The organism is Mycolicibacter minnesotensis, from assembly GCF_010731755.1.
Classification (GTDB): domain Bacteria; phylum Actinomycetota; class Actinomycetes; order Mycobacteriales; family Mycobacteriaceae; genus Mycobacterium; species Mycobacterium minnesotense.
This window is the reverse complement of the sequence record NZ_AP022589.1, coordinates 3,856,487-3,870,329: the sequence shown is the minus strand read 5'-3', so window position 1 is coordinate 3,870,329 and position 13,843 is coordinate 3,856,487. Positions and strand designations below refer to the sequence as shown.

Below are 13,843 nucleotides of genomic sequence, written 5' to 3'. Positions count from 1 at the left end.
TGCGCCCCGCCCCCGAAAATCGGCTACCGTCCAGTAACATAGCCCGCAACACGAGGGAGGCCTACCGATGGATGTGCTGGTCACCGGCGGTGACACCGAATTGGGTCGCGCCATTGCCGAGGGTTTCACCGAAGCCGGCCACAAGGTGACGCTCGCCGGGCTGCGAGGCCCTGAGCTGGAAGTCGCCGCCAAAGAGCTCGACGCCGAAGCCGTCGTCTGCGACACCGCCGACCCGGCCAGCATGGCGCAGGCTCGCGGACTGTTCCCCCACCACCTCGACACCATCGTCAATGTCCCGGCGCCGCGCTGGCAGGGCGGCGATCCCCGCGCGTTTTCGCTGGCCGACCAGGCCGATGCCTGGCGCAGTGCGCTTGACGCCACGGTGCTGTCTGCGGTGCTCACCGTCGGGACCGTGGGCGACCACCTTCGCTCGGGCGGCTCGATCATCTCGGTGCTGCCGGAGAACCCCCGCGAAGGCAGCGCCGACGCGGCGATCAAGGCCGCGCTGTCGAACTGGACCGCCGGGCAGGCCACGGTGTTCGGCACCCGCGGGATCACCGTCAACGTGGTCGCCGCCGGCGATGCCGCCCGTCCCGGATACGACGGACTCACCCAGGTACCACCGTCTGGCGCCGTCGAAATCGCTCGCCTCGCAGTGTTTTTGACCTCACCGGCATCCCGGCACATCACCGGCCAGACGCTGCACGTCGGCCACGGAGCGCTGGCCTGCTTCAGCTGACTGTGACAGGAGTGGCTAATCCCACAACCAGCAGATGCGGTGACCGGCTTTTGGGTCGACTAGCGTATTAGGGGAACGCAGTCACCGTCGAGGAGCAAACGGAATCCCATGAGCGCCCAGCCTGAAGTCACTGCGCCGCAGACCCGACGCCACCAGGTCGTCATCATCGGGTCGGGATTCGGTGGGCTGACCGCCGCCAAGAAGCTCAAGCGGGCCGATGTCGATGTGAAATTGATCGCTCGCACCACCCATCACCTGTTCCAGCCGCTGCTCTACCAGGTGGCCACCGGGATCCTCTCCGAAGGTGAGATCGCGCCTTCCACCCGTGTCGTGCTGCGTAACCAGCGCAACGCGCAAGTGCTGCTCGGTGACGTCACCCACATCGACCTGGCCGAGAAGTTCGTCACCTCCGAGGTGCTCGGACACACCTACAACACCCCGTTCGACACCCTGATCGTCGCGGCCGGCGCCGGGCAGTCCTACTTCGGCAACGACCAGTTCGCCGAGTTCGCGCCGGGCATGAAGACCATCGACGACGCGCTGGAGCTGCGCGGACGCATCCTGAGCGCGTTCGAGCAGGCCGAGCGGTCCAGTGACCCCGAGCGGGTCGCCAAGCTGCTGACCTTCACCGTCGTGGGTGCCGGTCCGACCGGTGTGGAGATGGCCGGCCAGATCGCCGAACTCGCGCACCACACCCTCAAGGGCTCTTTCCGCCACATCGACTCCACCAAGGCACGGGTGATCCTGCTCGACGCTGCACCGGCCGTGCTGCCGCCGATGGGCGAGAAGCTGGGCCGCAAGGCCGCCGAACGCCTGGAGAAGATGGGCGTGGAGATCCAGCTCGACGCGATGGTGACCGACGTCGACCGCAACGGCCTGACCGTCAAGGACCCCGACGGCACCATCCGGCGCATCGAATCCCAGTGCAAGGTGTGGTCTGCCGGTGTGTCAGCCAGCCCGCTGGGCCGCGACCTCGCCGAGCAGTCCGACGTGGAACTCGACCGCGCCGGACGGGTCAAGGTGCTGCCCGACCTGTCGGTGCCGGGCCACCCGAACGTGTTCGTCATCGGCGACATGGCCGCAGTCGACGGCGTGCCCGGCATGGCGCAGGGCGCCATTCAGGGTGCCAAGCACGTCGCGAGCACCATCAAGGCGGAGCTCGGCGGCGCCAACCCGGTCGATCGCGAACCGTTCCAGTACCTGGACAAGGGCTCCATGGCCACCGTGTCCCGGTTCTCTGCGGTCTCCAAGATCGGGCCGCTGGAATTCAGTGGGTTCCTGGCCTGGTTGGCCTGGCTGGTGCTGCACCTGGTCTACCTGGTCGGGTTCAAGAACAAGGTCAGCACCCTGCTGTCGTGGAACGTGACTTTCCTGAGCACCCGCCGGGGGCAGCTGACCATCACCGAGCAGCAGGCCTTTGCGCGTACCCGTCTCGAGCAGTTGGAAATGCTGGCCGCCGAGGCGCAGCGCGGGGCTGAGCGCGCGGTCAGCTGACCGCTTACCCCTCCAGGTTCTGCAACCGGACCTGGCCGCGGGCGACCAACCGCTCGTCAGAGTCGGTGATCGTCACCACCCACAGCTGCTGGCGCCTGCCCCGGTGAATCGGCGTGGCCGCCGCATTGACGGTCCCCGAGGAGACCGCCCGCAGGAAGTCCGTGTTGTTGTTGACCCCGACGACCGTTCCGACGCCGCCGTCGCGCAGGAGCCAAGCATGCGCCGAGACGCTGGCCACGCTTTCGATGATCGAGCAGTACACGCCACCGTGCACGATTCCCGCCGGCTGACAGAGTTTGGGCGTCAGCTCCAGCGTGGCCCGCGCGCCGTCCGGTCCGATTTCGGTGTAGACCAGGCCGATTTCGCTGTCGAAGGGTGCAGAGAAATCAGTCGGAATATCGGTGGCAGCCATGTGTTGGTTCTACACGACAGCCCGACGATGACGGCCCAACGGCTCAATCCGTGGCCGTCGTAGCCGGGTCGTAGCAGACCCTCAGGGTTCTGATACGACACGCCGTAGTAAATAAGGGTAGGCTTGCTCCGTTGCCCGGGGAGTTGATGACACACATGGCGAAACAGACCCACTTAGGGGACTTGGAACGAGCGGTGATGGACCATCTGTGGTCCGCACCGGAGTCTCAAACTGTGCGCGAAGTCCACGAGGCACTGTCTGCCCAGCGCGACCTGGCGTATACGACCGTGATGACGGTCCTGCAGCGACTGGCCAAAAAGAACCTCGTCTCACAGATCCGCGATGACCGCGCGCACCGCTACACACCGGTGCGCGGCCGCGACGAGTTGGTGGCCGGGCTGATGGTGGAGGCGCTCGATCAGGCAGCCGACTCCGGCGACCGCCGGGCCGCGCTGGTCCATTTCGTCGAACGCGTCGGCATCGACGAGGCGGACGCCCTGCGCCGTGCGCTCGACGAACTGGAGGCCAAGCACCGCATTCGCCTCCCCGGTAGCGGCCGACCGGCCTCCTAAGGGAGACTGGCAGCGTGTCCGCGCTGGCCTTTTCCCTCCTCGCGCTGCTGCTCGTAGGGCCAGTACCTGCCTTGCTGGCGCGCGCAGAGTGGCCACTCCGCGCCCCCCGTGCAGCCGTAGTGCTCTGGCAGGCCATCGCTATCGCCGCCGTGCTCTCGGCGTTCAGCGCGGGCCTGGCCACCGCCAGTCGCCTGCTGATGCCGGGCCCCGACGGCCGGCCCACCACGACCATCCTCGGCTCACTGGACCGTTTGGGCTGGCCGCTGTGGACCTTCTACGTCGCAGTGTTCGCGTTGACCCTGATGGTCGGGCTGCGCCTCATGTCGACGGGATTGCGAGTCGCCATCCGCACCCGCCAGCGGCGGTCCCACCACCGCATGCTGGTCGACCTGCTCGGCGTCACCGATCGCGCGCCCGCCGTACGCACCAGTGGTCTGCGCATTCTGCAGGTGATGCAGCCCCTGGCCTACTGTCTGCCCGGCGTGCGCAGCCGGGTGGTGCTCAGTTCGGGCACGCTGGATGCCCTCGGCGACACCGAGTTGGCCGCGCTGCTGTGCCACGAGCGGGCTCACCTGCGCGCCCGGCACGATCTCGTGCTGGAGGCTTTCACCGCCGTGCACACCGCGTTCCCCTGGTTCGTGCGTAGCGCCAGTGCCCTGGACGCGGTGCGGTTGCTCATCGAACTGCTTGCCGACGACGCGGCAGTGCGGGTCGCCGGCGCGCCTCCCCTGGCCCGCGCCCTGGTGACGTGCGCGTCAACCAGGGTTCCCGCCGGTGCACTGGCGGCCGGCGGCACCAACACCGTGCTGCGGGTGCGCCGACTGTCGGGGCGGGGCAACAGCCCGGTGCTGGCGGCGGCCGCCTATTCCGCCGCAGCCGGGGTGCTGACGGTGCCCACCGTGGCGCTGGCGGTACCGTGGCTCACCGAACTCCACCGACTGATCGCGGGGTAACTCCCGCCGCCCGGAACGTCGGGCACAGCAGTGACCTACCACCGAAAGGCGAATACATGAGCGCGTCGGAAGTTGTTGGCACCGCCCAGATCGGCGTGACCGGACTGGCAGTGATGGGATCCAACATCGCGCGCAACTTCGCCAGCCACGGCTACACCGTGGCCCTGCACAACCGGTCGGTCGCCAAAACCGACGCCTTGCTGGACGCCCACGGTTCCGAAGGGAATTTCGTTCGCAGCGAGTCGATCCCGGAGTTTCTCGCCGCCTTGGAGCGGCCACGCCGGGTGCTGATCATGGTCAAGGCCGGTGACCCCACCGACGCCGTGATCAACGAATTGGCCGACGCGATGGAGCCCGGCGACATCATCATCGATGGCGGCAACGCCCTGTACACCGACACCATCCGGCGGGAGAAGGCGATGGCCGCCCGCGGCCTGCACTTCGTCGGAGCCGGCATCTCCGGGGGCGAGGAAGGCGCACTGAACGGGCCTTCGATCATGCCGGGCGGCCCCAAGAAATCCTACGAGTCGCTGGGGCCGCTGCTGGAGGAGATCTCCGCTCACGTCGACGGCGTGCCGTGCTGCACCCACATCGGACCGGACGGCGCGGGCCACTTCGTGAAGATGGTGCACAACGGCATCGAATACTCCGACATGCAGCTGATCGGCGAGGCCTACCAGTTGCTGCGCGACGGGCTGGGCCTGGGTGCACCGGAGATCGCCGACGTGTTCACCGAGTGGAACGGCGGCGATCTCGACAGCTATCTGGTCGAGATCACCGCCGAGGTGCTGCGGCAGGTGGACGCCAAGACCGGCAAGCCGCTGGTCGACGTGATCGTCGACGAGGCCGAGCAGAAGGGCACCGGCCGCTGGACGGTGAAGTCCGCTCTCGACCTGGGAGTCCCGGTGACCGGTATCGCGGAGGCGGTGTTCGCGCGCGCTCTGTCGGGTTCGGTCCCCCAGCGGCGTGCCGCGGCGGGTCTGGCCGCCGGGACGCTCGGCGAGCGCCCCTCGGATGCGTCTCAGTTCACCGAGGATGTCCGCCAGGCGCTGTACGCCTCCAAGATCGTGGCGTACGCGCAGGGCTTCAACCAGATCCAGGCCGGCAGCGCCGAATACGGTTGGAATGTCACGCCCGGCGACTTGGCGACCATCTGGCGGGGCGGCTGCATCATCCGCGCGAAGTTCCTCAACCGGATCAAGGACGCCTTCGACACCGACGCCGAGCTGGTGAGCCTGCTCGCCGCGCCGTATTTCCGCAGCGCTGTGGAGGCTGCCATCGACTCCTGGCGGCGCGTCGTGACGACCGCGGTCAGCCTCGGCATCCCGGTGCCCGGGTTCTCCTCGGCCCTGGCCTACTACGACGGTCTGCGGACCGAGCGGCTGCCGGCGGCCTTGACCCAGGCGCAACGCGATTTCTTCGGCGCGCACAGCTACGGCCGGGTGGACGCCGAGGGGCAGTACCACACCCTGTGGAGCGCCGATCGAAGCGAAGTCTCGGTCTAGCGGTTCAGACCAGCAGACGCAGGACGCCGTCGGTGAAGGCCTGCGGGTCTTCGATCTGCGGATAGTGGCCCAATCCGGGAAGCTCGACGAACTCGGCGGCCGGACGTAATTCCCGCAGGCCCGCCAACACATTGGTGGTCGCGACCGGATCACCCAGGCCCCAGACAAAGCCCAGGGGCTTAGGCCAGTCGCGCACCGCCCCGTGCCAGCGCTGGGCGTACTGCACCCGTTCGTCGAGATAGGCCGAGAGCCGGTGCGCAATCCGGTTTCCGCCGTGGTGGGTCAGCAGTGCCCATTGCGCGGCGGCCTCCTCCGGCGTCAGCGGATGCTCCGGGCTGAACAGCCGGCCGAACCCGCGCACGAAACTGCGCCGGTTGGTCAGCCGGCTGGCGATACCCCCGAAGGGGCCGCGCAGCACCTTCTGGATGGGCCGCAGGCTGGCCCGCTCCAGGATCACGCTGCCGTTGGTCAGCACCGCGCGCTGCAGATCGAAGTTCAGCCGGCCCTCGATGTCGCGGGCCAGCAATTCGGTGGCCACCGAAGTTCCCATGTCGTGGGCGGCCAGCACCACCGGGCCGGCGATGCTCGCTTCCACCACCTGCTGCACCAGGTCAGCCTGCTCGAACAGGCTGTAACGGTGCCGAGGCGGCTTGTCGGACAGGCCGAACCCGAGAAAGTCCATGGTCAGCCAGGGTCGGCCGGCCAACCGTGCCACCACGTCCCGGAAGTCATACGAGCAGGACGGAAAGCCGTGCAACAGCAGCACTGTGGGGCCCTGCCCCGCCGCTGATCTCACAAACACCCGGCCGACTCCGCTAGAGACCCACCGGCCACCGTCCTGCCACTCACACACACTGTTGGGCCACGCCGTTTTCGTCATCGCGGTCATTGTGACCGCGCCTTAACGTCGGCGTGACGCGAACCGCGAATTGTTTGCGGTACCGCCGGCCGATTCTTCGACCGACACCCCGGGAGGCTCCCTGCTGTGGTCTCCGCCGTCGTAGGGGCGGTACCGTGGCTGACCGGGCCGAAAACGGTGTCTCCCGGTAGGGCGCCGGCGTCCGGCTCATGACGCGTGGAGGGGAACAGATGGGCTCGTCGGAACCCGACAATCCGAGGGTGGGCACCCGGTGAGATTCGCCAGCGGGTACGACCCCACCCATGACCTGACCTATAACGACGTCTTCATCGTGCCCAACCGCTCGGGCGTGGATTCCCGCCTCGACGTCGACCTGTCCACCCGCGACGGGTCGGGCACCACCATCCCGGTGGTCGTGGCCAACATGACCGCGGTGGCGGGCCGTCGGATGGCCGAGACGGTGGCTCGGCGCGGCGGGCTCGTGGTGCTGCCCCAGGACCTACCGATCGACGCGGCGAGCCAGACGGTGTCGTTCGTCAAGAGCCGCGATCTGGTCGCCGACACCCCGGTGGTGCTGTCCCCCGAGGATTCGGTGTCCGACGCCATGGCCTTGATCACCAAACGTGCCCACGGCGTCGCAGTGGTGGTCACCGAGGGTCGACCCACCGGTGTGGTGACCAGGGCGTCCTGCGAAGGCGTGGACCGGTTCACCCGGGTCCGCGATGTTGTGGCCGCAGACCTGGTCAGCGCGCCGGTCGGAACCGACGCGCGCACGGTCTTCGATCTGCTCGAACACGCGCCTCGCGACGTTGCGGTGCTGACACATCCCGATGGGACGTTGGCCGGGGTGCTGACCCGCACCGGCACGATCCGGTCCGGGATCTACACCCCGGCCGTCGACGCGGACGGGCGCTTGCGCGTCGCCGCGGCCGTGGGCATCACCGGCGATGTCACCAGCCGGGCGGCCGCCCTGTTGTCCGCCGGAGTCGACGTGCTGGTCATCGACACCGCCCACGGGCACCAGGAGAAGGCCCTGCAGGCCATCCGGGCTGTCGCGGCGCTGGACCCGGGAGTGCCGCTGGTGGCCGGCAACGTGGTGTCGGCACAAGGGACCCGCGACCTGATCGCTGCGGGAGCCGACATCGTCAAGGTCGGTGTCGGTCCCGGTGCCATGTGCACCACCCGGATGATGACCGGTGTGGGCCGCCCCCAGTTCTCCGCGGTCGTGGAATGTGCGGCCGTGGCCCGCGAACTCGGCGCGCACGTGTGGGCAGACGGCGGCGTGCGTCATCCCCGTGATGTCGCGCTGGCCCTGGCTGCCGGGGCGTCCAACGTGATGATCGGCTCCTGGTTCGCCGGCACCTACGAATCACCCGGCGACCTGATGTTCGACCGAGACGGCAAGCCGTACAAGGAAAGCTACGGAATGGCGTCCAAACGCGCGGTGGCCGCACGCACCGCGGCCGACAGTGCCTTCGACCGCGCCCGCAAAGCGCTGTTCGAAGAGGGCATCTCGACCTCGCGGATGGAGCTGGACCCCGAGCGCGGTGGCGTCGAGGATCTGCTCGACCACATCACCTCCGGACTGCGCAGCACCTGCACCTATGTGGGCGCCGCCGACTTGACCGAGCTGCATGAGCGGGTGGTGCTGGGGGTCCAGTCGGCTGCGGGATTCGCCGAGGGCCATCCGCTACCGTTCGGCTGGTGAGACCCATGGGCGCGTGCAGACGTGGCGGGGTGTCCTCATGACCCTCGCGGTCACCGTGGGCAGCCTGCTGGCGTTCGCGATTCTGACGTTGGGTACGGCGGTTTTCGTGGCCGCCGAGTTCTCCCTGACCACCCTGGAACGCAGTGTTGTGGAGGCCAACGCACGCCGCGGTGGCCGCCGCGATGCCTACATTCAACAGGCGCATCGGACGTTGTCGTTTCAGCTGTCCGGTGCCCAGCTGGGCATCTCGATCACGACGCTGGCCACCGGTTATCTGGCCGAACCTGTGCTGGCCCGATGGCTGCGGCTCCCGCTGGCGGCGGTCGGCATGTCCGAGCGCACCGCCGGCGGCGTGGCCCTGTTCCTGGCCTTGGTGATCGCCACCTCACTGTCCATGGTTTTCGGCGAGTTGGTGCCCAAGAACCTGGCCGTGGCACGTCCGCTGCCGATCGCCCGCGCGGTAGCCGGACCACAGCTGCTGTTCTCCCGGATTTTCGCGATCGCGATCCGGGTGACCAACGGGACCGCGAATCGGATCCTGCGGCGGGTCGGGATCGAGCCCGCCGACCGGCTGGCGTCGGCCCGCTCCGCGCGGGAGCTGGCGTCCCTGGTGCGAAATTCCGCGCGCAGCGGGGCCCTCGACCCGACTACCGCCGCGTTGGTGGAAGGGTCGCTGCGCTTCGGTGCCCTGTCCGCCGCGGAGCTCATGACGCCGCGGTCCAAGATCGTGAGCCTGCAGGCTGATGACACGGTCGCCGACCTGGCGGCGGTCGCCGTCGAGACCGGCTTCTCCCGCTTCCCGGTAGTCGACGGCGACCTGGACGCCACGGTAGGCATCGTCCACGTCAAGCGGGTTTTCGCCGTCGCCGCCGCCGACCGGGCGGCCACGCCGGTCACCATGGTGGCCCAGCCGGTCGCGGTGGTGCCGTCCACGCTGGACGGCGATGCGGTGATGGAACAGATCCGCGCCAACGGTCAACAAGCGGCCATGGTCGTCGACGAGTACGGCGGCACCGCCGGCATGGTGACCGTCGAGGACCTCATCGAGGAGATCGTGGGTGACGTGCGCGACGAGCACGACGACGCCACCCCCGACGTCGTCGCCTCCGGAGGAGGCTGGCAGGTGTCGGGACTGCTGCGCATCGACGAGGTGGCCGTCGCCACCGGCTACCGGGCGCCGGAGGGCGACTACGAAACCATCGGCGGTCTGGTGCTCCAAGAACTCGGCCACATTCCGGCGGTCGGCGAGACCGTCGAACTGACCGCATTCCACCCCGACGAACTCTCCTCGCACCCGCCACGCTGGCTGGCCAGGGTGGTCCGCATGGATGGCCGGCGGATCGACCTGCTGGCCCTCACCCGCTTGGAGGCCGGCCGTGGGTGACGTGGTGAACGTGGTGCTCACCGTCGTGCTGATCGTCGGGAACGGGTTCTTCGTCGGCGCGGAGTTCTCGCTGATCTCGGCGCGCCGCGACCGGCTGGAGGCCCTGGCCGAACAGGGTCGGCGCAGCGCGGTCACGGTGATCCGGGCCGGTGAACAGCTCCCGTTGATGCTGGCCGGGTTCCAGCTGGGCGTCACGGTGTGTTCGATCCTGCTGGGCCGCATCGGTGAGCCCGCCGTGGCCGACCTGCTCGAACACCCGTTCCGGCTGGCCGGTATTCCGGATCCGCTCTTGCACACGGTGGCGTTCGTCGTGGCGCTGGCGGTCGTCGTCACCCTGCACGTGTTGTTCGGGGAGATGGTTCCCAAGAACATCACGCTGGCCGGTCCGGAGACCGCGGCGATGCTGCTGATCCCGCCCTATCTGCTCTATATGGCGGCCGCCCGGCCGTTCATCGTGTTCTACAACTGGTGCGCGCACGTCATCATGCGGGCGCTGCGCGTGCAGCCCAAAGACGAGTTGGAGATCACCGTATCCACGGTTGAGTTGAGCGAGATGATCGCGGAATCGGTCTCGGCCGGGCTGCTCGACCTGGAGGAATACACCCGGCTGACCCGTGCCCTGCAGATCCGCACCCGGGTGGTCGCCGATGTCGCACTGCCGATAGGCGACATCCGCGCTGTGGCCGTCGCCGAACCCGGGCGCGGCCCGACCGTCGCCGCCGTCGAGCAGGCCCTCGCGCAGACCGGCTACTCCCGGTTCCCGGTGGTGGATCAGGGCGAATTCGTCGGCTACCTGCACATCAAGGACGTGTTGGCGCTCAGCGAGTCCGCTACCGGCCCCGGCGACGCCGTCGTGGACGTCGCGGCCGTCCGGCCACTGCCGCGCATCCCCGACTCCCTGCCGCTGGCCGATGCGTTGTCACGGTTACGCCGGCGGAACAGTCATCTGGCGCTGGTGGTCGCCGACGACGGCACGGCCGTGGCGATGGTGACCCTCGAGGACATGGTCGAAGACGTCGTCGGCACTGTCCGCGACGGGACGCACCGTGTTTGACCTGGCTGAACCGGTCCTGGACTCCGAACAGTGGCAATCCCGGGCAACGGCCTACCAGCAGCACCTGGACGATTTCCTGGCTCCGCAGCTGCGCCGCATCGCGGCCGGCGACCCGGTGCCGAAATTCCTGTTCAGCTACTACAGCCTGCGGCCGGCGCAGTTGCGTCAGTGGCATCCCGGGTTCGGGGTGCGGCTTGCCGGTCAGACGGCGTTACGCACCTACCGGAGGCGGCGCGGCTACGCACCGCACGGTGAGCAGGTCGGCGTGGCCGAGGACTACCTGCGTGAGCGAGCCGACACCGTGACCTTCATCGCAGGGCTGTTGCGCGCCACCGCGGCACGCTCTGCCCAGCTGAACTGCTTCGGCCTGCACGAGTGGGCGATGGTGTATCGCCGCCCGGCGCACGAGGATGTTCGGCACGGCCATGTCCCTCTGCGGCTCAGCCCCGACGAGATCGACGAGGTGGTCGAGGCAACGCCGTTGCGCTGCACCCACTTTGACGCGTTTCGCTTCTTCACTCCTGCGGCGGCACCGCGCAATATCGGGGCGCCGAGTCGGGCGACCCAGCTGACGTGGGAGCAACCGGGGTGCCTGCACGCCAACATGGACTTGTACAAGTGGTGCTACAAGTTGGGGCCGCTGATCGAGTCCGAACTGCTCTTGGGCTGCCTGAAGCTGGCTGCGGCGGCACGCGAAATCGACATGCGGGCCAGTCCGTATGACTTGAGCGACTACGGTTATGCGCCGATCACCATCGAAACCGCGGCCGGCCGTGCCGAATACGTCCGCCGCCAGAGCGAGATCGCCCAGCTTGCCGAACCGTTGCGGGCGACATTGCTGGAGCGCTGCGACCTGCTGACAGTAATCGCCAGATGCGAATAGCCTCGCTACCTGCCGGTAAGGTGGTAGGTCGGCTATGAGGGAGGAAATCATGACGGATCGGGTGTCGGTGGGCGACTTGCAGGTCGCTCGCGTGCTCTACGACTTCATCACTGACGAAGCCCTGCCGGGCACTGGCGTGGACCCCGACAGCTTCTGGGCCGGGGTGGACAAAGTCGTCACCGATCTGACGCCGAAGAACCAGGACCTTCTGGCGCGTCGTGACGAACTGCAGGCACAGATCGACAAGTGGCATCGGCATCGGGTGATTGAGCCGCTGGACACCGAGGCCTACCACGCCTTCCTCACCGAAATCGGCTATCTGCTGCCCGAGCCCGAGGACTTCACCGTCACCACCGCCGGTGTCGACGACGAGATCGCGGTGCAGGCCGGCCCGCAGCTGGTGGTGCCCGTCCTCAACGCCCGATTCGCCCTCAACGCCGCCAACGCGCGGTGGGGCTCGCTGTATGACGCCCTCTACGGAACCGACGTGATCAGCGAGGACGGCGGGGCCGAGAAGGGCACGGGATACAACCCCGTGCGCGGCGACAAGGTGATCGCTTACGCGCGGCGCTTCCTCGACGACGCCGTGCCCCTGTCCAACGGCGCCTGGACCGAGGTCAAGAGCTTCGCGGTGACCGACGGCGCGCTGGTGGTCACGCTGGGCGACGGCCTGCAGACCTCGGTCGCCGAGCCCGCCGAATTCGTCGGCTACATCGGCGAGGCGGCGTCGCCGTCGTCGGTGCTGCTGTCCCACCATGGCCTGCACGTCGAGATCCTGATCGACCCGAGCTCGCCGATCGGGTCCACCGACGCCGCCGGCATCAAAGACGTGGTGCTCGAGTCCGCGGTCACCACGATCATGGACTTCGAGGACTCGGTGGCCGCGGTCGACGCCGACGACAAGGTCCTGGGCTACCGCAACTGGCTGGGCCTGAATCGTGGCGACCTGTCCGAGCAGGTCAGCAAGGGCGACAAGTCCTTCACCCGCACCCTGACCGCCGACCGTGAGTTCACCGCACCCGACGGGGAGACCTTGACCCTGCCGGGCCGCAGCCTGATGTTCGTGCGCAACGTGGGTCATCTGATGACCAACGACGCAATCGTCTTCAGCTCCGGCGCCGAGGTGCCCGAGGGCATTCAGGACGCACTGTTCACCGGGCTGATCGGCATGCACGGCCTGACCGCCTCCGAGGGCAACGGGCCGCTGGTCAACAGCCGCACCGGGTCGATCTACATCGTCAAACCGAAGATGCACGGCCCGGAGGAAGTCGCCTTCACCGCCGAGCTGTTCAGCCGGGTCGAAGACGTTCTCGGCCTGCCGCAGGGCACCCTCAAGGTCGGCATCATGGACGAGGAACGCCGCACCACGGTCAACCTGCGCGCCTGCATCAAGGCCGTCGCCGACCGCGTGGTGTTCATCAACACCGGCTTCCTGGACCGCACCGGCGACGAGATCCACACCTCCATGGAGGCCGGACCCATGGTGCGCAAGGCCAGCATGAAATCCCAGCCGTGGATCCTGGCCTACGAGGACAACAACGTCGACGCCGGACTGGCCACCGGCCTGACCGGTCACGCCCAGATCGGCAAGGGCATGTGGGCGATGACCGACCTGATGGCGGACATGGTCACCCAGAAGATCGGCCACCCCCGCTCGGGTGCCAGCACCGCCTGGGTTCCCTCCCCCACCGCAGCCACCCTGCACGCGATGCACTACCACCAGGTGGATGTCTTCGCGGTGCAGAAGGAGCTGGCCGGAAAGCGGCGCGCCACAATCGAACAGCTGCTGACCATCCCACTGTCAGAGGGTCTGGCGTGGGCTCCCGACGAGATCCGCGAAGAGGTCGACAACAACTGCCAGTCGATCCTGGGCTACGTGGTCCGCTGGATCGACCAAGGTGTGGGCTGCTCGAAGGTTCCTGACATCCACGACGTGGCACTGATGGAAGACCGTGCCACGCTGCGGATCTCATCGCAGCTGCTGGCAAACTGGTTGCGCCACGGGGTGATCACCGCAGATGACGTGCAGTCCAGCCTGGAGCGCATGGCCCCGGCGGTGGACCGCCAGAACGCCGGGGATGCGAGTTACCTGCCGATGGCGCCCGAGTTCGAATCCAGTATCGCGTTCGCCGCCGCACGGGAGCTGATCCTGTCCGGAACCACCCAACCCAACGGTTACACCGAGCCGATCCTGCACCGGCGTCGGCGGGAGTTCAAAGCCCAGGCCGGTATCTGAATCCAACGCAGAACCGAATGGACATCACCGTGGCCGGGCAACTG

Annotated in this window: 12 protein-coding genes; 10 read left to right on the top strand and 2 right to left on the bottom strand. The window is 68.0% G+C overall.

Features of this window, described 5'->3' with window-relative positions; all coding sequences use genetic code 11:
• Positions 1–67 precede the first annotated feature (67 nt).
• On the top strand, positions 68–739 hold the full coding sequence (locus G6N09_RS17790; protein WP_083022986.1) for an SDR family oxidoreductase: 672 nt from the start codon (positions 68–70) through the stop codon (positions 737–739).
• Between the two features lie 108 nt (positions 740–847).
• The gene (locus G6N09_RS17785; RefSeq protein WP_083022984.1) at positions 848–2,233 is read left to right on the top strand and encodes a type II NADH:quinone oxidoreductase Ndh; all 1,386 of its coding nucleotides are present in this window, start codon (positions 848–850) and stop codon (positions 2,231–2,233) included.
• 4 nt (positions 2,234–2,237) lie between these two features.
• On the opposite strand, the gene G6N09_RS17780 is transcribed toward G6N09_RS17785, so the two are convergent.
• Complete coding sequence (locus G6N09_RS17780) at positions 2,238–2,645, bottom strand: PaaI family thioesterase (protein ID WP_083022983.1); 408 nt, start codon at positions 2,643–2,645, stop codon at positions 2,238–2,240.
• Between the two features lie 155 nt (positions 2,646–2,800).
• On the opposite strand from G6N09_RS17780, the gene G6N09_RS17775 reads away from it, so the two are divergent.
• Genes G6N09_RS17775 through gndA form a run of 3 tightly spaced genes read left to right on the top strand, consistent with a single transcriptional unit; the run spans position 2,801 to position 5,675 of the window.
• Positions 2,801–3,217 carry a BlaI/MecI/CopY family transcriptional regulator gene (locus G6N09_RS17775; RefSeq protein ID WP_046189058.1) on the top strand — a complete coding sequence of 139 codons (417 nt, stop codon included), beginning with the start codon at positions 2,801–2,803 and terminating at the stop codon, positions 3,215–3,217.
• Between the two features lie 14 nt (positions 3,218–3,231).
• Complete coding sequence (locus G6N09_RS17770) at positions 3,232–4,170, top strand: M56 family metallopeptidase (RefSeq protein ID WP_083022981.1); 939 nt, start codon at positions 3,232–3,234, stop codon at positions 4,168–4,170.
• A 56-nt stretch (positions 4,171–4,226) separates the two neighbouring features.
• A complete protein-coding gene (gene gndA, locus G6N09_RS17765; protein WP_083022979.1) occupies positions 4,227–5,675 on the top strand; it encodes an NADP-dependent phosphogluconate dehydrogenase in 1,449 nt (482 codons plus the stop codon).
• 4 nt (positions 5,676–5,679) lie between these two features.
• Here the strand turns inward: gndA and G6N09_RS17760 are convergent, their stop codons facing one another.
• Complete coding sequence (locus tag G6N09_RS17760; protein ID WP_109558817.1) at positions 5,680–6,564, bottom strand: alpha/beta fold hydrolase; 885 nt, start codon at positions 6,562–6,564, stop codon at positions 5,680–5,682.
• Between the two features lie 241 nt (positions 6,565–6,805).
• Between G6N09_RS17760 and G6N09_RS17755 the strand changes: the two genes are divergently transcribed.
• The 5 genes from G6N09_RS17755 to G6N09_RS17735 are packed head-to-tail and all read left to right on the top strand — an operon-like array spanning position 6,806 to position 13,799.
• Positions 6,806–8,242: a GuaB1 family IMP dehydrogenase-related protein gene (locus G6N09_RS17755; RefSeq protein ID WP_083022977.1), complete on the top strand. Its 1,437-nt coding sequence runs from the start codon at positions 6,806–6,808 to the stop codon at positions 8,240–8,242.
• A gap of 37 nt (positions 8,243–8,279) precedes the next feature.
• Complete coding sequence (locus tag G6N09_RS17750) at positions 8,280–9,626, top strand: hemolysin family protein (protein ID WP_083023444.1); 1,347 nt, start codon at positions 8,280–8,282, stop codon at positions 9,624–9,626.
• Complete coding sequence (locus tag G6N09_RS17745; RefSeq protein ID WP_083022974.1) at positions 9,619–10,680, top strand: hemolysin family protein; 1,062 nt, start codon at positions 9,619–9,621, stop codon at positions 10,678–10,680. Before G6N09_RS17750 ends, G6N09_RS17745 begins: the two co-directional genes overlap by 8 nt.
• On the top strand, positions 10,673–11,563 hold the full coding sequence (locus G6N09_RS17740) for a 3-methyladenine DNA glycosylase (protein WP_083022971.1): 891 nt from the start codon (positions 10,673–10,675) through the stop codon (positions 11,561–11,563). The genes G6N09_RS17745 and G6N09_RS17740 overlap by 8 nt, the downstream gene beginning before the upstream one ends.
• Before the next feature lie 49 nt (positions 11,564–11,612).
• Positions 11,613–13,799 (top strand): malate synthase G, encoded by a 2,187-nt coding sequence (locus G6N09_RS17735; RefSeq protein ID WP_083022969.1) that lies wholly within the window; start codon positions 11,613–11,615, stop codon positions 13,797–13,799.
• The last annotated feature ends 44 nt before the right edge of the window (positions 13,800–13,843 follow it).

Coding starts and splice junctions, on each gene's coding strand:
- G6N09_RS17735 (WP_083022969.1), top strand. CDS start 11,613: ATGACGGATCGGGTGTCGGTGGGCGACTTGCAGGTCGCTCGCGTGCTC.
- G6N09_RS17780 (WP_083022983.1), bottom strand. CDS start 2,645: ATGGCTGCCACCGATATTCCGACTGATTTCTCTGCACCCTTCGACAGC.
- G6N09_RS17775 (WP_046189058.1), top strand. CDS start 2,801: ATGGCGAAACAGACCCACTTAGGGGACTTGGAACGAGCGGTGATGGAC.
- G6N09_RS17750 (WP_083023444.1), top strand. CDS start 8,280: ATGACCCTCGCGGTCACCGTGGGCAGCCTGCTGGCGTTCGCGATTCTG.
- gndA (WP_083022979.1), top strand. CDS start 4,227: ATGAGCGCGTCGGAAGTTGTTGGCACCGCCCAGATCGGCGTGACCGGA.
- G6N09_RS17760 (WP_109558817.1), bottom strand. CDS start 6,564: ATGACCGCGATGACGAAAACGGCGTGGCCCAACAGTGTGTGTGAGTGG.
- G6N09_RS17785 (WP_083022984.1), top strand. CDS start 848: ATGAGCGCCCAGCCTGAAGTCACTGCGCCGCAGACCCGACGCCACCAG.
- G6N09_RS17790 (WP_083022986.1), top strand. CDS start 68: ATGGATGTGCTGGTCACCGGCGGTGACACCGAATTGGGTCGCGCCATT.